21 protein-coding genes are annotated in these 17,005 nt (G+C 62.3%); 1 reads left to right on the forward strand and 20 read right to left on the reverse strand.

The annotated features are described in order from the left end of the window. Positions 1-46: 46 nt before the first annotated feature. The 18 genes from rplE to rpsL form a co-directional block, all read right to left on the reverse strand. The gene (gene rplE / locus GWG67_RS05450) at positions 47-604 is read right to left on the reverse strand and encodes a 50S ribosomal protein L5 (RefSeq protein ID WP_007603032.1); all 558 of its coding nucleotides are present in this window, start codon (positions 602-604) and stop codon (positions 47-49) included. Next, positions 597-911 (reverse strand): 50S ribosomal protein L24, encoded by a 315-nt coding sequence (rplX, locus tag GWG67_RS05455; RefSeq protein ID WP_007603031.1) that lies wholly within the window; start codon positions 909-911, stop codon positions 597-599. Before rplX ends, rplE begins: the two co-directional genes overlap by 8 nt. Further along, on the reverse strand, positions 911-1,279 hold the full coding sequence (rplN, locus tag GWG67_RS05460) for a 50S ribosomal protein L14 (RefSeq protein WP_007603030.1): 369 nt from the start codon (positions 1,277-1,279) through the stop codon (positions 911-913). Before rplN ends, rplX begins: the two co-directional genes overlap by 1 nt. A gap of 83 nt (positions 1,280-1,362) precedes the next feature. Next, positions 1,363-1,611, reverse strand: coding sequence for a 30S ribosomal protein S17 (gene rpsQ, locus GWG67_RS05465; RefSeq protein ID WP_007603028.1), 249 nt, complete (start codon positions 1,609-1,611; stop codon positions 1,363-1,365). 13 nt (positions 1,612-1,624) lie between these two features. Further along, entirely contained in the window at positions 1,625-1,831 is a 207-nt protein-coding gene (gene rpmC, locus GWG67_RS05470; protein WP_007603026.1) for a 50S ribosomal protein L29, read from the reverse strand. 5 nt (positions 1,832-1,836) lie between these two features. After that, the gene (gene rplP, locus GWG67_RS05475; RefSeq protein ID WP_007603024.1) at positions 1,837-2,250 is read right to left on the reverse strand and encodes a 50S ribosomal protein L16; all 414 of its coding nucleotides are present in this window, start codon (positions 2,248-2,250) and stop codon (positions 1,837-1,839) included. A gap of 32 nt (positions 2,251-2,282) precedes the next feature. Then, on the reverse strand, positions 2,283-3,008 hold the full coding sequence (rpsC, locus tag GWG67_RS05480) for a 30S ribosomal protein S3 (protein ID WP_247497528.1): 726 nt from the start codon (positions 3,006-3,008) through the stop codon (positions 2,283-2,285). Positions 3,009-3,026: 18 nt separating this feature from the next. Continuing rightward, positions 3,027-3,413 carry a 50S ribosomal protein L22 gene (gene rplV, locus GWG67_RS05485; RefSeq protein ID WP_007603022.1) on the reverse strand — a complete coding sequence of 129 codons (387 nt, stop codon included), beginning with the start codon at positions 3,411-3,413 and terminating at the stop codon, positions 3,027-3,029. Between the two features lie 10 nt (positions 3,414-3,423). Next, positions 3,424-3,702 (reverse strand): 30S ribosomal protein S19, encoded by a 279-nt coding sequence (rpsS, locus tag GWG67_RS05490; RefSeq protein WP_007603021.1) that lies wholly within the window; start codon positions 3,700-3,702, stop codon positions 3,424-3,426. A 12-nt stretch (positions 3,703-3,714) separates the two neighbouring features. Beyond that, positions 3,715-4,548 carry a 50S ribosomal protein L2 gene (gene rplB / locus GWG67_RS05495; RefSeq protein WP_007611609.1) on the reverse strand — a complete coding sequence of 278 codons (834 nt, stop codon included), beginning with the start codon at positions 4,546-4,548 and terminating at the stop codon, positions 3,715-3,717. A 12-nt stretch (positions 4,549-4,560) separates the two neighbouring features. Continuing rightward, complete coding sequence (locus GWG67_RS05500) at positions 4,561-4,863, reverse strand: 50S ribosomal protein L23 (protein WP_007603019.1); 303 nt, start codon at positions 4,861-4,863, stop codon at positions 4,561-4,563. Beyond that, a complete protein-coding gene (rplD, locus tag GWG67_RS05505; protein ID WP_211399436.1) occupies positions 4,860-5,480 on the reverse strand; it encodes a 50S ribosomal protein L4 in 621 nt (206 codons plus the stop codon). Before rplD ends, GWG67_RS05500 begins: the two co-directional genes overlap by 4 nt. Position 5,481: 1 nt before the next feature. Next, positions 5,482-6,195: a 50S ribosomal protein L3 gene (gene rplC, locus GWG67_RS05510; protein WP_007603016.1), complete on the reverse strand. Its 714-nt coding sequence runs from the start codon at positions 6,193-6,195 to the stop codon at positions 5,482-5,484. A 53-nt stretch (positions 6,196-6,248) separates the two neighbouring features. After that, a complete protein-coding gene (rpsJ, locus tag GWG67_RS05515; RefSeq protein WP_002712302.1) occupies positions 6,249-6,557 on the reverse strand; it encodes a 30S ribosomal protein S10 in 309 nt (102 codons plus the stop codon). 82 nt (positions 6,558-6,639) lie between these two features. Further along, the gene (gene tuf / locus GWG67_RS05520; protein ID WP_007603012.1) at positions 6,640-7,830 is read right to left on the reverse strand and encodes an elongation factor Tu; all 1,191 of its coding nucleotides are present in this window, start codon (positions 7,828-7,830) and stop codon (positions 6,640-6,642) included. A 40-nt stretch (positions 7,831-7,870) separates the two neighbouring features. Then, entirely contained in the window at positions 7,871-9,943 is a 2,073-nt protein-coding gene (fusA, locus tag GWG67_RS05525) for an elongation factor G (RefSeq protein WP_275168101.1), read from the reverse strand. Between the two features lie 30 nt (positions 9,944-9,973). Then, the gene (gene rpsG, locus GWG67_RS05530) at positions 9,974-10,444 is read right to left on the reverse strand and encodes a 30S ribosomal protein S7 (RefSeq protein ID WP_007603009.1); all 471 of its coding nucleotides are present in this window, start codon (positions 10,442-10,444) and stop codon (positions 9,974-9,976) included. 15 nt (positions 10,445-10,459) lie between these two features. Beyond that, entirely contained in the window at positions 10,460-10,831 is a 372-nt protein-coding gene (gene rpsL, locus GWG67_RS05535; RefSeq protein ID WP_007603006.1) for a 30S ribosomal protein S12, read from the reverse strand. A 639-nt stretch (positions 10,832-11,470) separates the two neighbouring features. Between rpsL and GWG67_RS05540 the strand changes: the two genes are divergently transcribed. Then, positions 11,471-12,709: an NAD(P)/FAD-dependent oxidoreductase gene (locus tag GWG67_RS05540; RefSeq protein WP_275168102.1), complete on the forward strand. Its 1,239-nt coding sequence runs from the start codon at positions 11,471-11,473 to the stop codon at positions 12,707-12,709. On the opposite strand, the gene GWG67_RS05545 is transcribed toward GWG67_RS05540, so the two are convergent. Both GWG67_RS05545 and GWG67_RS05550 read right to left on the reverse strand, forming a co-directional pair. Then, positions 12,637-14,658: an ABC transporter ATP-binding protein gene (locus tag GWG67_RS05545; RefSeq protein WP_275168103.1), complete on the reverse strand. Its 2,022-nt coding sequence runs from the start codon at positions 14,656-14,658 to the stop codon at positions 12,637-12,639. The two genes, GWG67_RS05540 and GWG67_RS05545, sit on opposite strands and share 73 nt — an antisense overlap. Before the next feature lie 132 nt (positions 14,659-14,790). Then, entirely contained in the window at positions 14,791-16,851 is a 2,061-nt protein-coding gene (locus GWG67_RS05550; protein ID WP_275168104.1) for an FAD-dependent oxidoreductase, read from the reverse strand. Between the last annotated feature and the right edge of the window lie 154 nt (positions 16,852-17,005).

Raw genomic sequence — 17,005 nt, forward strand, 5'->3', positions numbered from 1 at the left:
GCTTGGCTCCTGGGTATCCGCGTTTGAGAGGCTTTAGGTCAGCGTCTCACTGCCGGAACGGGAAATTGAAAGCGGTCAACAAGGCCCTCGCCTCGTCGTCGGTCTTGGCCGTGGTGCAGACGGTGATGTCCATACCGCGGGATTCCGTGACCTTGTCGAAGTCGATCTCGGGGAAAATGATGTGTTCCTTGAGACCGAGCGAGTAGTTGCCACGGCCGTCGAAGCTCTTCGGGTTCAAGCCGCGGAAGTCGCGGACGCGCGGCAGCGCGACCGTCACCAGGCGATCGATGAACTCGTACATGCGGGCCTTGCGCAGCGTGACCTTGCAACCGATCGGCTGGTTCTCACGCAATTTGAAGGTCGCGATCGCGATCCGCGAATAGGTCACGATCGCCTTCTGGCCGGCGATCTGGGTCAATTCCGCAGCGGCGTTCTCTGCCTTCTTGCGGTCGTTGACGGAATCGCCAACGCCCATGTTCAGCACGACCTTGTCCAGGCGAGGAACCTGCATGACGTTCTCATAACCGAACTTCTCGGTCATTTCCGTCCGGATCTTCGCGTCGTATTCCGCGCGCAGGCGCGGCGTGTAAGCGGCCTCAGCCATCGATCTCAGCTCCCGAGCTCTTGGCGATGCGGACCTTCTTGCCGTCCGCCAGAATCTTGAATCCGACGCGGGTCGGCTTCCCGTCCTTGCCGACATACGCGATGTTGGACAGTTGGATCGGCGACTCTTTCGAGATGATGCCGCCCTCCTGGGCCTGCGTCTGCTTCTGGTGACGCTTGACCATGTTGATGCCGCGCACCAGCGCCGTACCGGCGTCGGGACGCACTTCGAACACCTCGCCGGTGCGGCCCTTGTCGCGGCCGGTCAGCACGACGACCTTGTCGCCCTTGCGGATCTTCGCAGCCATCACAGCACCTCCGGCGCGAGCGAGATGATCTTCATGTGGTTCTTGGCGCGCAGCTCGCGCGGCACGGGCCCGAAGATACGAGTACCGACCGGCTCGGACTGATTGTTGATCAGAACGGCGGCGTTGCGGTCGAAGCGGATGACCGAACCGTCGGCGCGGCGGATGTCCTTGCGGACGCGCACCACGACGGCCTTCATCACGTCGCCCTTCTTCACCTTGCCACGCGGAATCGCTTCCTTGATCGAGACAACGATGATGTCGCCGATCGTGGCGTAGCGGCGCTTGGAGCCCCCGAGCACCTTGATACACATGACACGGCGTGCGCCAGAATTATCGGCCACGTCGAGGTTGGTCTGCATCTGAATCATTGATGCACCTCGTCCTCTTCTATTTGCGCCAGCCCAGCCGGCGCTCAACATTTCCCTGAAGTCAGTCGGCTAAAGCCAACAGATCAGGCGCTTTTCTTGTGTTCGCCCCGGATCACGACCCAGCGCTTCAACTTCGAAATCGGCTTCGATTCCTCGATCCACACCATGTCGCCCGGCTTGAACTCGTTGCTCTCGTCGTGCGCGTGGTAGTTCTTCGAACGGCGGATCGTCTTCTTGTAGATCGGGTGCGTGAAGCGGCGATCGACGCGCACCACGATGGTCTTGGCTTGCTTGTCGCTGACGACCACGCCCTGCAAAGTACGTTTCGGCATCTTCGTAAGCCTCTTACTTCTTCTTCGCGCGCGTCTGCGCGGCGACGGTCTTGATCCGGGCGATGTCACGGCGGGCCTCGCGCAGGCGCGAGGTGTTCTCGAGCTGCCCGGTGGCGCGCTGGAAGCGCAGGTTGAAGCGCTCCTTCTTCAGGTTCAGGATGGCGTCATCCTGCTGATCGGGGCTCAACGCGCGGATGTCTTCGATTTTCATCTGGGCCATGGCCATTACTCCGCAATGCGCTCGACGAAGCGCGTCTTGATCGGCAGCTTCGCTGCCGCCAGGGTCAGCGCCTCACGCGCCGTCTGGGTGTTGACGCCGTCGATCTCGAACAGCACCCGGCCCGGCTTGACGCGCGCGACCCACAATTCCGGTGCACCCTTGCCGGAACCCATGCGGACTTCGGCAGGCTTCTTCGACACGGGAACGTCGGGGAAAATGCGGATCCAGACGCGGCCGGCACGCTTCATGTGGCGGGTCAGCGCGCGGCGAGCGGCTTCGATCTGGCGCGCGGTGACGCGCTCAGGCTCGGTTGCCTTCAGGCCGAACTGGCCGAACGCCAACGTCGCGCCCGAAGACGCAACGCCGTGGATACGGCCCTTATGCGCCTTCCGGAACTTCGTTTTCTTAGGTTGCATCATGGCTTCAAGCCCTCAAATTCTCTGTGCTGGCGTCAGGCTGCAGCGTTGTCACGGCGCTGCCGACCGCCGCGATCGCCGCCGCCACCAGTCTCGCCTTCGGCCATTCTCTTGTCCTGGGCCATCGGATCGTGCTCGAGGATCTCGCCCTTGAAGATCCAGACCTTGACACCGCAGGTGCCGAAGGTCGTGAACGCGGTCGCAACCCCGTAGTCGATGTCTGCGCGCAGCGTGTGCAGCGGCACGCGACCTTCGCGGTACCACTCCATGCGCGCGATTTCCGCACCGCCCAGACGTCCCGAGCAGTTGATGCGGATGCCTTCCGCGCCGAGACGCATCGCCGACTGGACGGCGCGCTTCATGGCGCGGCGGAACGCGACGCGGCGCTCCAGCTGCTGCGCGATCGACTCGGCCACCAGCGTCGCATCGAGCTCCGGCTTGCGGATCTCGACGATGTTGATGACGACGTCGGACGAGGTGATGTCCGCGACCTTCTTGCGCAGCTTGTCGATGTCGGCGCCCTTCTTGCCGATCACCACGCCCGGACGAGCCGAGTGGATGGTGACGCGGCACTTCTTGTGAGGACGCTCGATCACGATGCGGGCGACGGCCGCCTGCTTGAGCTCCTTGTGCAAGATCTCGCGGATCTTGACGTCCTCATGAAGCAGCTTGCCGTATTCCTGCTTGCCGGCGAACCAGCGGGAATCCCAGGTCCGGTTGATGCCAAGACGCAGACCGATCGGATTGATCTTTTGACCCATCGTGTTCTCCTGCGTCCCTTAAGCCGCTGCCGCGGCTTCGACCTGACGAACGATGATCGTCAGCTGTGAAAATGGTTTGTAGACACGGCCCGAGCGGCCACGGCCGCGGGCGGCAAAGCGCTTCATCACGAGGCCGTTGCCGACGAAGGCCTGCGCCACGACGAGATCGTCGACGTCGAGGTCGTGGTTGTTCTCGGCATTGGCAATAGCCGATTCCAGGCACTTCTTCACGTCAACCGCGATCCGCTTGCGCGAAAACTGCAGGTCGGCGAGCGCAGCAGCCGCCTTCCGGCCGCGAATGAGCTGGGCGACCAGGTTGAGCTTCTGCGGGCTCACCCGCAGCATCCGGGCGACCGCCTTGGCCTCGTTCTCGGCGAGGCTCCGTTCGCGCTTAGGTTTGCTCATCGTTTAATCCTCAAGCCTTCTTGGCTTTCTTGTCCCCGGAGTGGCCATGGAAGGTACGGGTCGGCGAGAACTCGCCGAACTTGTGACCAACCATTTCCTCGTTGACCGCCACCGGCACGTGCTTCTGACCATTGTAGACGCCGAAGGTCAGGCCGACGAATTGCGGCAGGATCGTCGAGCGACGGCTCCAGATCTTGATGACGTCGTGACGGCCGGACGAACGCGCGGCATCTGCCTTCTTGAGCAGAGAACCCTCGACGAACGGGCCTTTCCAGACTGAACGAACCATGTCCGGCGTTCCTTACTTCTTCCGCTTGTGGCGGCTTAGGAGAATGAATTTGTTGGTCGACTTGTTGGAGCGGGTCTTCTTGCCCTTGGTCGGCTTGCCCCACGGAGTGACCGGGTGGCGACCGCCCGAGGTACGACCTTCACCACCGCCGTGCGGATGGTCGATCGGGTTCATCGAAACGCCGCGGTTGTGCGGCTTGCGGCCCAGCCAGCGGTTGCGGCCGGCCTTGCCGATCGACGTGTTCATGTGATCCGGGTTCGACACCGCGCCAATCGTGCCGCGGCAACGGCCGTGCACCAGGCGCTGTTCGCCCGAGTTCAGGCGGATGATCACATAGTCCTGGTCACGACCGACGAGCTGGGCGTAGGTGCCCGCGGAACGGGCGAGCTGGCCGCCCTTCCCGATCTTGACCTCGATATTGTGGATGATCGTGCCGACCGGCATGTTGCCGAGCGGCATGACATTGCCCGGCTTCACGTCGACATAGTTGCCGGCGACAACGGAATCACCGACGGCCAAACGCTGCGGCGCCAGGATATAGGCCTGGGTGCCGTCTTCGTACTTGACCAGCGCGATGAACGCGGTGCGGTTCGGATCGTACTCCAGCCGCTCGACCGTCGCGGGCGCATCGACCTTGTCGCGCTTGAAATCGACAGTACGCAGCGTCCGCTTATGACCGCCGCCGCGGAAGCGCACGGTGATGCGACCGGTGTTGTTGCGGCCGCCAGAGGAGTGCTTGCCTTCGGTGAGCGCCTTGACCGGCTTGCCCTTGTAGAGGGCCGAACGATCGACCATGACCAGCTGGCGCTGGCCCGGCGTCGTGGGATTGAATGTCTTCAGTGCCATCGTCGTACGACCTTACAGACCGGTGGTCACGTCGATCCGGTGACCCTCTTCGAGAGTCACGATCGCGCGCTTGGAGTTCGACTGCGAGCCGAGATTGCCGCGGAAGATCTTGGTCTTGCCCTTGCGGACCAGCGTATTGACACTCTTGACCTTGACGTCGAACAGCTTCTCGATCGCTTCCTTGATCTGCGGCTTGGTCGCCTTCGCGGCCACCTTGAACAGCACCTTGTTGTGCTCCGAGGCGATCGTGGCCTTTTCGGTCACGACCGGCGACAGGATCACGTCGTAGTGGCGAGGCTCGATGTTCTTCGTCATTTGAAGCGCGCCTCCAGCGCATCGATGGCGGCCTTGGTCAGAACAAGCTTCCGACGGCGCAGGATGTCATAGACGTTGATGCCCTGGATCGGCAGCACGTCCATGTTCGGGATGTTGCGGGCCGCAGCGGCGAAGCCGTTGTTGAGCTCGGCGCCGTCGATGATCAGCGCGTTGGTCAAACCCAGACCGGAGAAATGACCAAGCAGCGCCTTGGTCTTGGCAGCTTCCAGCGCGGCCTTGTCGATCACGACGAGATCGCCGTCCTTGGCCTTGGCCGAGAGCGCATGCTTGAGGGCAAGCGCACGGACCTTCTTCGGCAGGTCGGTGGCATGCGAACGCACCACCGGACCGAAGGCACGGCCACCGCCGCGGAACTGCGGCACGCGGGCCGAGCCGTGACGAGCACCACCGGTACCCTTCTGCTTGTACATCTTCTTGCCGGTGCGCCAGATCTCGGCGCGGCCCTTGGCCTTGTGCGTACCGGCCTGGCGCTTGTTGAGCTGCCACTGCACGCAACGTGCAATGATGTCCTGGCGCGGCTCGAGGCCGAAAATGGTGTCGGAAAGCTGGACCGAGCCGGCTTCCTTACCTTCGAGGGTCGTGACCTTCAATTCCATCTCACGCCTCCTGCGCAGCCGGAGCAGCGTCCGCTTCGCCAGCAACCTTGAACTTGCCGGGCTTCGGAGCTTCCTTCGGCAGCGGCTTCTTGACGGCGTCGCGCACGCGGATCCAGCCGCCCTTGGAGCCGGGAACGGCGCCTTCGACGAGGATCAGGCCGCGCTCGACATCGAGCTGGACGACCCGAAGGTTGAGCGTGGTGATGCGGTCGACGCCCATGTGACCGGGCATCTTCTTGTTCTTCCAGGTCTTGCCCGGGTCCTGACGGCCACCGGTCGAACCGATCGAACGGTGCGAGACCGACACGCCGTGGGTGGCGCGCAGACCGCCGAAGTTCCAGCGCTTCATACCGCCGGCAAAACCCTTGCCGACCGAAGTACCGGTGACGTCGACGAACTGACCGACGACAAAGTGGTCGGCCAGGATCTCGGCACCGACGGGGATCATCTGATCCGCGGAGACGCGGAATTCCTCGACCTGCCGCTTCGGCTCGACCTTGGCGACCGCGAATTGACCGCGCTCCGCCTTGGGCATGTACACGGTCTTGCGGCTGCCAGAACCAAGCTGGAGCGCGACATAACCGTTTTTCTCTTCGGTGCGGTGGCCTACGACCTGGCAATTGCCGAGCTTCAGCACGGTCACGGGGATATGTTCGCCGGCCTCTGTAAAGACCCGCGTCATCCCGACCTTTTGTGCGATCACTCCGGAGCGCATCGGCGTGCTTCCTGTTCTTTCTGTCCGCTAGTGGCGAACGTGATCCAAAAATCTTAGAGCTTGATCTCGACGTCGACACCGGCGGCCAGGTCGAGCTTCATCAAAGCATCGACGGTCTGCGGGGTCGGATCGACGATGTCGAGCAGGCGCTTGTGAGTGCGCATCTCGAACTGCTCGCGGCTCTTCTTGTCGACGTGCGGCGAACGGTTGACGGTGAACTTCTCGATGCGGGTGGGCAGCGGAATGGGTCCGCGGACCTGCGCGCCGGTGCGCTTCGCCGTGTTCACGATCTCGCGGGTCGACGTATCGAGGATACGATGGTCGAACGCCTTGAGACGGATGCGAATGTTTTGGCCGTTCATTGCCGTGGTCTTTCTTCAGTGGGGTGGCGAATAGCGAATAGCGAATGTCACATTCGCTATTCGCCGATCCCTATTCTCGTAATTACTCGATGATCGAGGCGACGACGCCGGCGCCGACGGTGCGGCCACCTTCGCGGATCGCGAAGCGGAGCTTCTCTTCCATCGCGATCGGCACGATCAGGTGCACTTCCATCGCGATGTTGTCGCCCGGCATCACCATCTCGGTGCCTTCCGGCAGATGCACAACACCGGTCACGTCGGTGGTGCGGAAGTAGAACTGCGGACGGTAGTTGGTGAAGAACGGAGTGTGGCGACCGCCCTCTTCCTTGGTGAGGATGTAGGCCTCAGCCTTGAACTTGGTGTGCGGCTTGACCGAACCCGGCTTGCACAGCACCTGGCCGCGCTCGACGTCCTCGCGCTTGGTACCGCGAAGCAGCGCACCGATGTTGTCGCCGGCCTGGCCCTGATCGAGCAGCTTGCGGAACATTTCGACGCCGGTGACCGTGGTCTTCTGCGTGGCGCGCAGACCGACGATCTCGATTTCCTCACCGACCTTGACGATGCCGCGCTCGACACGGCCGGTCACGACGGTGCCGCGACCCGAGATCGAGAACACGTCTTCAACCGGCATCAGGAACGGAAGGTCGACCGGACGCTCCGGCTGCGGAATGTAAGCGTCGACCTGCTTCATCAGCTCGAGGATGGCCTCGTGGCCGAGCGTCTTGTCGGAATCTTCGAGGGCGGCGAGCGCCGAGCCCTTGATGATCGGGATGGTGTCGCCCGGGAATTCGTACTTCGAGAGCAGCTCGCGAACCTCGAGCTCGACGAGTTCGAGCAGTTCCGGATCATCGACCATGTCGCACTTGTTGAGGAACACGACGAGCGCGGGAACGCCGACTTGGCGGGCGAGCAGGATGTGCTCGCGGGTCTGCGGCATCGGACCGTCAGCGGCCGACACGACCAGGATCGCACCGTCCATCTGGGCGGCGCCAGTGATCATGTTCTTCACGTAGTCGGCGTGGCCGGGGCAGTCGACGTGCGCGTAGTGGCGGTTCTTGGTCTCGTATTCGACGTGCGCCGTCGAGATCGTGATGCCGCGCGCCTTCTCTTCCGGCGCCTTGTCGATCTGGTCGTACGCCGTGAACGTCGCACCGCCGGCTTCGGCGAGGACCTTGGTGATCGCCGCGGTCAGCGACGTCTTGCCATGGTCGACGTGACCGATGGTGCCGATGTTGCAGTGCGGCTTGTTACGTTCAAACTTTGCTTTGGCCATTTGACTCTCCGTTCAATCGTCAGTTCGAGACCGACGACAATCAGGCAAACTTCTTCTGGACTTCTGCCGACACGTTGGCCGGCGCTTCTGCGTAGTGGTCGAACTGCATGGTGAAGGTCGCGCGACCCTGGCTCATCGAGCGCAGGTTATTCACGTAACCGAACATGTTCATGAGCGGCACCATCGCGTTGATGACGTTGGCGTTGCCGCGCATGTCCTGACCCTGGATCTGACCGCGCCGGGAATTCAGGTCGCCGATGACCGAGCCGGTGTAATCTTCCGGGGTCACCACTTCGACCTTCATGATCGGCTCGAGCAGGACGGACTTGCCCTTCTGCAAGGCTTCGCGGAATGCAGCGCGCGAAGCGATTTCGAAGGCGAGCGCCGACGAGTCGACGTCGTGATACTTGCCGTCGACGAGCTGAACCTTGACGTCGACCACGGGGAAGCCCGCGACGACACCAGAGCCCATCACGCTGTTGAGGCCCTTTTCGACGCCGGGGATGTATTCCTTCGGAACCGCACCGCCGACGATCTTGGATTCGAACTCGTAACCCTTACCGGGCTCGTTCGGCTCGACCACGATCGACACTTCCGCGAACTGACCGGTACCGCCGGTCTGCTTCTTGTGGGTGTACTTGACCTCGGCCCGCTTGGTGACGCGCTCACGGAACGCCACCTGCGGCGCGCCGATGTTGGCATCGACCTTGTAGGTGCGGCGAAGAATGTCGACCTTGATGTCGAGATGGAGTTCGCCCATTCCCTTGAGGATGGTCTGGCCGGACTCCTGGTCGGTCGACACGCGGAAGGACGGATCCTCCGCGGCAAGCTTCGCCAGCGCCACGCCCAGCTTTTCCTGGTCGGCCTTGGACTTCGGTTCGATCGCGATCTCGATGACCGGCTCGGGGAATTCCATCTTTTCGAGGATCACCGCCTTGTCGGGATCGCACAGCGTGTCGCCGGTGCGCGCTTCCTTCAGGCCAGCCAGCGCAACGATGTCGCCGGCATAGGCTTCCTTGATGTCTTCGCGGTTGTTCGCATGCATCAGCAACATGCGGCCGATGCGCTCCTTGCGGTCGCGCGTCGAATTGATGACGCCGGTACCCGACAGCAGCGTGCCGGAATAGATGCGGCAGAAGGTGATGGTGCCGACGAACGGGTCGTCCATGATCTTGAACGCCAACAGAGCCAGCGGCTCCTTGTCGTCGGGCCGGCGAACGACCTCGTTGCCGTCTTCATCGACGCCCTTGATCGCGGGCACGTCAACCGGCGACGGCAGATAATCCACGACCGCGTCGAGCAAAGGCTGCACGCCCTTGTTCTTGAAGGCCGAGCCGCACAATACCGGGAAGAACGCGCCAGTCAGCACGGCCTTGCGGATCAAGCGCTTCAACGTCGCCTGATCGGGCTCATTGCCGTCGAGGTAAGCGGCGAGAACGTCGTCGTCGAGCTCGACGGCGGCTTCCAACAGCTTCTCGCGATATTCCTTGGCCTTCTCGACCATGTCCTCGGGAATATCGATGTCGACGAACTTGGCGTCGAGCTTCTCTTCTTCCCAGACCACGCCCTTCATGCGGACGAGATCGACCAAACCCTTGAAGTTGTTCTCCGAGCCGATCGGAAGCTGGATCGCGATCGGCTTCGCGCCGAGGCGATCGACGATATCCTGCATGCACTTGTAGAAGTCGGCGCCGGTCTTATCCATCTTGTTGGCGAAGACGATGCGCGGAACCTTGTACTTGTCGCCCTGGCGCCAGACCGTCTCGGTCTGGGGCTCGACGCCCTGGTTCGAGTCGAGCACGCAGACGGCACCGTCGAGCACGCGCAGGCTTCGCTCGACTTCGATGGTGAAGTCGACGTGGCCGGGAGTGTCGATGATGTTGAGACGCTTGCCTTCCCAGAAGGCGGTGGTCGCGGCCGACGTAATCGTAATGCCGCGCTCCTGCTCCTGCTCCATCCAGTCCATCGTCGCGGCACCTTCGTGCACTTCGCCGATCTTGTGGCTCTTGCCGGTGTAATAGAGGATGCGCTCGGTGGTCGTGGTCTTGCCGGCATCGATATGCGCCATGATACCGAAGTTACGGTAGTTCTCTATGGCATGAACGCGGGGCATGGAGTGTTCCTTAGATTCCGTGTGTCGCCGTTACCAGCGATAGTGCGAGAAGGCGCGGTTGGCTTCCGCCATCCGGTGCACGTCTTCGCGCTTCTTGACAGCGTTACCCCGGTTGTTCGACGCGTCCAGGAGCTCCGCAGAGAGCCGCTCGGTCATCGTCTTCTCGTTGCGATCGCGCGCAGCCGAGATCAGCCAGCGAATGCCCAGCGCCTGACGGCGCACCGAGCGAACTTCGACCGGAACCTGATAGGTCGCGCCACCGACGCGGCGGGAGCGCACTTCGATCGTCGGCATGACGTTCTCGAGTGCCTGCTCGAACACGCCGAGCGGGTTCTGCTTGGTCTTGCTTTCGATGAGGCCGAACGCGCCGTAGACGATACCTTCGGCGACCGACTTCTTTCCGGCGTACATCACCGAATTCATGAACTTCGTGACGATGATGTTCCCGAACTTCGGATCGGGAAGGACTTCGCGCTTTTCGGCAGAATGGCGACGAGACATGGACCTGGTTCCCGCTTACTTCGGACGCTTGGCGCCGTACTTCGAACGGCGCTGCTTACGGTTCTTGACGCCCTGGGTATCCAGAACGCCGCGGAGGATGTGGTAGCGCACGCCGGGCAAGTCCTTGACGCGACCGCCGCGGATCATGACCACGGAGTGCTCCTGGAGGTTATGGCCTTCACCGGGGATGTAACCGATCACCTCGAAGCCGTTGGTCAGGCGCACCTTGGCAACCTTACGAAGCGCCGAGTTCGGCTTCTTCGGGGTCGTGGTGTAAACGCGCGTGCAAACACCGCGCTTCTGCGGCGACTGCTGCAGTGCCGGCACCTTCTTGCGCGACTTCTGCACTTCCCGCGGTTGAGCGATCAGCTGGTTGATCGTCGGCATCCTGGCATTACCCTTTGTGTTCTGCCGCGGCCCGTCACCGGGTCCGCAAATTCTTTCGAGCTACCCGCCCGACGAGGCCGCCTTCCGCGGAACAATCCGCACAAAGCGAAATCGCGCCAACCACCCATCAACGGGCGGAAAGCGCTTCGACGCCACAGAGGACCGCAGTAGTTGAACCGTCAGCTTGCAGCTGCGGCCCGCGCACCGAGGTCATGCATCCGAATTCGATCTCGAGAGAACATGCTCAAGAGACCTAAAATCGCACTGGCATTGCCTAGCTATGATCGACAGCGTTTGAGCGGCATTCGTCGAGGTTGGTGCCTGTCTTGGCGATCCCGGGGGATCAAACAGGTGGCCCGTTCCGACGTTGGCGATGCTCACCGCCTGTCGTTAAGTGAGGGGGTTCTATAAGTGGGAGTCGGTCAAGTCAAGGCGAAACGTCAGTCAGAAGCGCTTCCCGCGCCTGTCGAAATTGCTTCCTGGGTCGCTCGCTGCGCCTTCCCGATATGGAAATGAGGAGAGCGCTCCGCCACCTCGAATCCTATTTATACCCGGGTTAAATATACTTTTATAACCGTTGGCTAAGGCTTTCTTTCCTGTTGGAGCGTCAATGTGCCGCCTTGGGCAGAGATTGGCGCCATGCGGTACACCGACATTGCCATCATCGGCGGAGGATTGTCCGGCTCGACCGCCGCCGCGATGCTCGGCCGTAGCGGCATTTCGACCATCCTGATCGATCCGCAGGAGAGCTATTCGGCGGACTTTCGAGTCGAAAAACTCAGCGGTCGCGTGCAGGTCGGGCGATTCCTGCAGACGGGAATCGCCGAATCGGTGCTGCGCCGCGCGACCTTTGTGGGTGAGAACTGGATCGCGCGCTTCGGCCGCCTTCTCGACAAGGCGCCAAGCCGGCAGTTCAACATCCCCTATGATTCCCTCGTCAACGCTGTCCGGGACGAAATTCCCGCCGGCGTCGAGCGCATCTGCGCCAAGGCCGTCTCGGTCGAAACAAGTGCGGAGCGGCAGAAGGTCACTCTCTCCAGCGACGAGATGGTCTCCGCCCGGTTGGTCGTACTCGCCAACGGCCTCAACGTCGGCCTGCGCCACCAGCTGGGAATCGCGCGAAAGATCGTCAGCCCCTGCCATTCGATTTCGATCGGGTTCGACGTGGTGCCCGCAGGACGGGCCTCGTTCGACTTCCCGGCGCTGACTTATTTCTCGGAACGGCCGAGCGACCGCATCCCCTACCTCACGCTGTTTCCGATCGGAACGCGGATGCGCGCCAATCTGTTCGTCTATCGCAGCTTCGACGATCCCTGGCTGCGCGAGCTGCGCCGCGCGCCCGCCGAGACGCTGAACGCCGCGCTGCCACGGCTCAAGCGCATCACCGGACCATTCGACATTCCAGGTGAGCTGAAAATCCGCCCGGTCGATCTCTATGTGAACGATGCAAGCGGCCAACCCGGCCTCGTGCTGGTGGGCGATGCCTTCTCGACCTCCTGCCCCGCTGCCGGCACCGGTTGCGACAAGGTGTTCACCGACGTCGAGCGCCTCTGCAACGTTTACATCCCGCAGTGGCTGGCTTCCGACGGGATGGATACAAGCAAGATCGCCGCCTTCTACGCAGATCCGGTCAAGCGGGCGTGCGACGATTGGTCGGCGGCGAAGGCGTTCGACTTCCGCTCGGTCTCGATTTCGACGAGCCCCTATTGGACGGCGATGCGCTGGGCACGCTTCATTGCCTGGTCGGTTCAGGGGCTATTGCGGCCGCTTGGAGGAGCCTTCCATCTGGAGCCGAACTTCCTCGGTCACTCCTCCTCATCGTCCTCGTCGAGGTCGTCATCATCCTCTTCGTCATCGTCGCTGTCCTCGTCGACGTGAGCCGGCGCGCCATGAGGTTGGTGGATCTGGTCGTTCCACAGCTTGCGATAGGTGCCGTTCTTGGCGAGCAACTCGGCATGCGAGCCGCGCTCGATCGCCCTGCCCCCTGAAATCACGATGATCTCGTCCATCTCGACCACCGAGGTCAGTCGGTGGGTCGACCAGATCATGGTGCGGCCCTTGGCAACCTTCAGCAGCGTGCGGTTGATCGCGGCTTCCGTGGTCTGGTCGAGCGCCGAAGTGGCTTCGTCCAGCAGCAGCACCGAGGGATTACGGATGACCGCGCGCGCGATCGCGATGCGCTGGCGCTGGCCGCCCGACAAGGTATCGCCGCGCTCGCCCACCGGCGTGTCGTATCGCTGTGGCAGGCTCATGATGTAGCGGTGGATCTCGGCCTTCTTGGCCGCCTCCTCCACCTCCTCGTCGGTCGCGCCCTCTTTGCCGAGCCGGATGTTCTCTCGGATCGACATGTTGAACAGCATGTTCTCCTGGAACACCACCGCCATGCTCCGGCGCAGCGAATCCAGCGTTACCTTGCGGACGTCGACGCCGTCGATGGTGACGCGCCCCTCGTCCGGCACATAGAGCCGCAGGATCAGATTCAGCAGCGTGCTCTTGCCGGAACCCGAGGGACCGACGATGGCAATGCGCTTGCCGACATTGAGCTTCAGGCTGAGATTGTCCAGCACCGGCGTCTGGCTGCCTTCGTACTGGAACGTCACGTGGTCGAAGGTGATGTCGTTGGTGATGCGGGGCAGATCGGGCGCGCCGGCACGATCGGCGCTGCGCGTGGGCTCGTCGAGCAGCTCCTGCATGTGACGAATCGCGGCTGCCGAGGAGATCGACACGGGGATGAAATGCATCACATGGGCGATGTTGTAGGACACCTCCCAGAACGCGCTCTCGAAGGTGACGAAGGTGCCGATGGTGATCTGACCCTTCGTCGCTAGATACGCGCCGATCGCGAGCACGACGAGATGCAAGAGCAGCACCGAGATGGTGACCGTCCGCTCCACCATGGTCGACAGGAACGTCGCCGAGGCCATCCTGTTTCGCGTCTCGTCGTTGCGAAAGGTGAAGAAGCCGAACATCCTGCGTTGCAGGCTGAACGCCTTGATCACGGCCTGGGCTGCCACGTTCTCCTGCACCATGCCGAGCAGCGCGGACTCATTGAGTTTCTGCTCGTAATTGGCCTGAACAGCCTTCGGCGTGAGTATGCGAGGACCGATCAGCGTGATCGGAAACACCAGCAGCGCAACCACCGCGAGCTGCCAGTTCAGGAACACCATCAGGATGATGCCCGCGATCAACTCCAGGAACGGCAGCGCCGCGCTGTTGGCGAAGGTCTTGACCGAGCCCTCGAAGGCCGCGAGATCGACCGAGAAGCGCGACAGGATCTCGCCGCGCTTGGTGCGGCCGAAATAGGCTGCCGGCAGGTCCTGGACGTGCTCGAACAGCCGTTTGCGGACATCGGAGATGATGCACGCCGCAAGCCGTGCATCCCAGCGTTCGTACCAGACGGCGACGATCGAGGTGAAGATGCCTGCGACCGCGAGCACGCCGAGGATCTTGTACAGCGCCTGGAAATCCTCCTCGCCGAGCGCGTCGTCGATCAGGTACTTCAGGCTGAGCGGCATGATGACGTTGAATAGCGTCTCGACGAAGACGCCGAACGCCACGAACGACAGCATCTGCTTGTGGTTGACCAGGAAGGGTTTGACGAAACCCAGGATGGTCGCGAGCGCGCCGGCGGCCTCGCGCGCGGTAAAGACGACGAGGTCCTCGTCCTCATCGTCGTCATCGAGCTCCAGCCCGCCATCCTCCTCGTCTTCATCGTCCTCCTCGACTTCGAGGTCCGGCTTGGCGGTAGGGATGAGCTTGTCGTCGAGCTCGGCCGCCTCTTCCGCGGGGAGCTTCTGTTTGTCGGGCGGGAGGGGCTTGGACGCCATGAAACCAACCGATGCTGACGGCCGGCATGACCGCAGAGAAAGCAGGAGATAGCGGCAACCGCTATTGCATCGATTCTATGCGATCAAGATGAATTCGGCAAAACAATTGGCGAAGGCGCCCGCTTCAGGCGGCTAGTCGTCTTCCTCGTCCTCGACCTTGTCGAAAAAGGAATAGCGCAAGGAATCGGCGTCGGCGTACCACTGCCCCGGGCCCTTGTTGGCGGCGAGCGTCGCCTCCCAGAGCGCGTCGGTGCAGTCCTTGCGGTGCATCGACAGGTCGAAGCCGTTGCCGAAGAACAGTTCGGACCATTCCCACCAGGTGCCGAGCTTCTTGACCCCGCGCAGAAGGTCGTAGCGGTCGATCAGTGCCGGCGCCATGTCCGAGGTGACCGAGCCGAACACGAGGCCGGTCTTGACCACGCGGTTCAGCTCCCTGATCGCACGGACCACCTGCTTCGGGGAAAGATGGCAGAGGCTGGTCTCGAATACGAAGTCGAACGCACCGTCCTTGAACGGCATGTCGGTGATCGAACCGAGCTTGTTGTACTTCTTCAGCGCCTTCGGCGTTCTGGCGTGAATGCCGCGGTTGTTCTCGATGCCGAAGGCATCGATGCCGCGGTCGCGCAGGGCGCCGACAAGCTCGCCGCTGGCCGAGCCCGCGATCAAGAGCTTCGTGCCTTTGGCTTTGCCCCAGACGATGCCGATCAGTTTTGTGAGATAGTCGGGATCCGTGAAGTGTTGCCACGCTTCGCTGTAAGGACCCTGGCCGCGATAATTGTCAAAATAGTCGCGATCGATCTTGTCCGAGAGCGGCTTGTCGTCCTGCGAACGTTCGCGGCGCAGGCGCATCATCTCGGTCAAGATGATGTCGGTCGCCGCATCCGAGGAATCGAGCAGGCCGTTCAGCGTCGAGTCGAACAGATAGTCGCCGACCACCACGATTCCGGGATGTTCCTTCGGCTCGGGGCGGTGATTGGTCATGACGTCGCGCACGGGCAAGCCGCCTGGAATCGCGTTCACCGACGACAGCCAGCGGTGGATCTTGCCTTCCATAAAATGCGCGCGTGCATCGCCGAGCGATGCCGGCAGCGATTTCAGCGCGGCATCGATCAGTTCCTGGTCGGAGAGATTCGCAAAGGCCAGGGCGTCGGAGCCCGGAATCAGCCAGTTCAGCACGCCGTGCTTGCCCACATCATGGCGCGCGCCCTCGTTATAGACGCAGCAACCGCCAAAGGCTTCCGACATAAACCAGGCGCCGGCGATCTTGTCGCCCCAGAACGGCGTGTCGAACAGAATCGAGACACGCAGATAGTGCGCAGGACGATCGAAGTACGAGACGTGCTTGACCATCGACTTGCGGAGCTGTTCGCCCTCCCAGCCGACGGTCCCGAGCCAGGAATGCGGCAGACAGACCAGCACAAGGTCGAAGTCGCGCGTCTCCGGCCCCTTGCCGTTCATCATCTTGAGCTGATAGCGGCCGGTCGTCGCCTTGCCGACCGTGAGGATTCGGTGATTGAGCTGGATGTCGGCATTGACCTCCGACTGGAGGCACTCGATGAGCTGCTCGTTGCCGTTCTGGATGGAATAGAGGCCGATATAGCCGTCGACATCCATCAGGTAGTTCTTGAGCGCGTTGAGCCCGTTGGTGTTGTGGCTCTCGGTCGCGAGGTCCGAGCGCGCCATCACCTTGAAGAATCGCTTTGCGGTCTCGTCCTCGACCTCCTCGTCGAGCACCTGCTCGGCGGTCTTGTAGGCCCAGGGATTCTCGTTGTCGTGCGCGCCGACGCCCTCGTAATACTCGATCGGCGTCATCGTCTCGGCGCAGCGCTTGCGGAACGCCTCGATTGCGGCCGCGGTCTTGGCCCCGTATTTGCGGCGCATACCCGCGACGTCGTTGAGGAGCTCGCCTCCGAACTGGACCTGCTCGGCATCCATCGGAATGGTCTGCAGGCCGAAATGCTGGATCAGCTCGCGCAACGGATCCGGCCCGGTCATCGAGTAGTCGTAGATCTCGGCAACGCCGGCCTCGTACATCGCGGGGGCGGAATCGAATTTGCGCGTGACGATCTTGCCGCCGAGCCGGTCGGATGCCTCGTAGATGGTGACCCGGCAGAGGTCGCCGAGCTTGCGCTTCAGATACCAAGCGCTCATCAGCCCGCCGGGGCCGCCGCCTACGATTGCGAGATCAAGCATGAGAATTCCGTGGTCTCCGGCCCGCCCCCTTCACGGGACCACCGGTCTAAGCTCTCCTAGCAGAAGCGCTTTTGCGCCTGAAGGAAAGATGAACAAAGGTTGATCCTGCACCGCAACAGGGAAACAAAGCAGCAAAAAGGCCGGCTTTCGCCGG

The organism is Bradyrhizobium sp. CSS354 (genome assembly GCF_029051725.1).
GTDB lineage: Bacteria > Pseudomonadota > Alphaproteobacteria > Rhizobiales > Xanthobacteraceae > Bradyrhizobium.

Excerpts from the sequence above, each read along its gene's own strand:
- rplE (WP_007603032.1), bottom strand. The coding sequence starts at position 604 with ATGGCTGAGGCCGCTTACACGCCGCGCCTGCGCGCGGAATACGACGCG.
- rplX (WP_007603031.1), bottom strand. The coding sequence starts at position 911 with ATGGCTGCGAAGATCCGCAAGGGCGACAAGGTCGTCGTGCTGACCGGC.
- rplN (WP_007603030.1), bottom strand. The coding sequence starts at position 1,279 with ATGATTCAGATGCAGACCAACCTCGACGTGGCCGATAATTCTGGCGCA.
- rpsQ (WP_007603028.1), bottom strand. The coding sequence starts at position 1,611 with ATGCCGAAACGTACTTTGCAGGGCGTGGTCGTCAGCGACAAGCAAGCC.
- rpmC (WP_007603026.1), bottom strand. The coding sequence starts at position 1,831 with ATGGCCCAGATGAAAATCGAAGACATCCGCGCGTTGAGCCCCGATCAG.
- rplP (WP_007603024.1), bottom strand. The coding sequence starts at position 2,250 with ATGATGCAACCTAAGAAAACGAAGTTCCGGAAGGCGCATAAGGGCCGT.
- rpsC (WP_247497528.1), bottom strand. The coding sequence starts at position 3,008 with ATGGGTCAAAAGATCAATCCGATCGGTCTGCGTCTTGGCATCAACCGG.
- rplV (WP_007603022.1), bottom strand. The coding sequence starts at position 3,413 with ATGAGCAAACCTAAGCGCGAACGGAGCCTCGCCGAGAACGAGGCCAAG.
- rpsS (WP_007603021.1), bottom strand. The coding sequence starts at position 3,702 with ATGGTTCGTTCAGTCTGGAAAGGCCCGTTCGTCGAGGGTTCTCTGCTC.
- rplB (WP_007611609.1), bottom strand. The coding sequence starts at position 4,548 with ATGGCACTGAAGACATTCAATCCCACGACGCCGGGCCAGCGCCAGCTG.
- GWG67_RS05500 (WP_007603019.1), bottom strand. The coding sequence starts at position 4,863 with ATGACGAAGAACATCGAGCCTCGCCACTACGACGTGATCCTGTCGCCG.
- rplD (WP_211399436.1), bottom strand. The coding sequence starts at position 5,480 with ATGGAATTGAAGGTCACGACCCTCGAAGGTAAGGAAGCCGGCTCGGTC.
- rplC (WP_007603016.1), bottom strand. The coding sequence starts at position 6,195 with ATGCGCTCCGGAGTGATCGCACAAAAGGTCGGGATGACGCGGGTCTTT.
- rpsJ (WP_002712302.1), bottom strand. The coding sequence starts at position 6,557 with ATGAACGGCCAAAACATTCGCATCCGTCTCAAGGCGTTCGACCATCGT.
- tuf (WP_007603012.1), bottom strand. The coding sequence starts at position 7,830 with ATGGCCAAAGCAAAGTTTGAACGTAACAAGCCGCACTGCAACATCGGC.
- fusA (WP_275168101.1), bottom strand. The coding sequence starts at position 9,943 with ATGCCCCGCGTTCATGCCATAGAGAACTACCGTAACTTCGGTATCATG.
- rpsG (WP_007603009.1), bottom strand. The coding sequence starts at position 10,444 with ATGTCTCGTCGCCATTCTGCCGAAAAGCGCGAAGTCCTTCCCGATCCG.
- rpsL (WP_007603006.1), bottom strand. The coding sequence starts at position 10,831 with ATGCCGACGATCAACCAGCTGATCGCTCAACCGCGGGAAGTGCAGAAG.
- GWG67_RS05540 (WP_275168102.1), top strand. The coding sequence starts at position 11,471 with ATGCGGTACACCGACATTGCCATCATCGGCGGAGGATTGTCCGGCTCG.
- GWG67_RS05545 (WP_275168103.1), bottom strand. The coding sequence starts at position 14,658 with ATGGCGTCCAAGCCCCTCCCGCCCGACAAACAGAAGCTCCCCGCGGAA.
- GWG67_RS05550 (WP_275168104.1), bottom strand. The coding sequence starts at position 16,851 with ATGCTTGATCTCGCAATCGTAGGCGGCGGCCCCGGCGGGCTGATGAGC.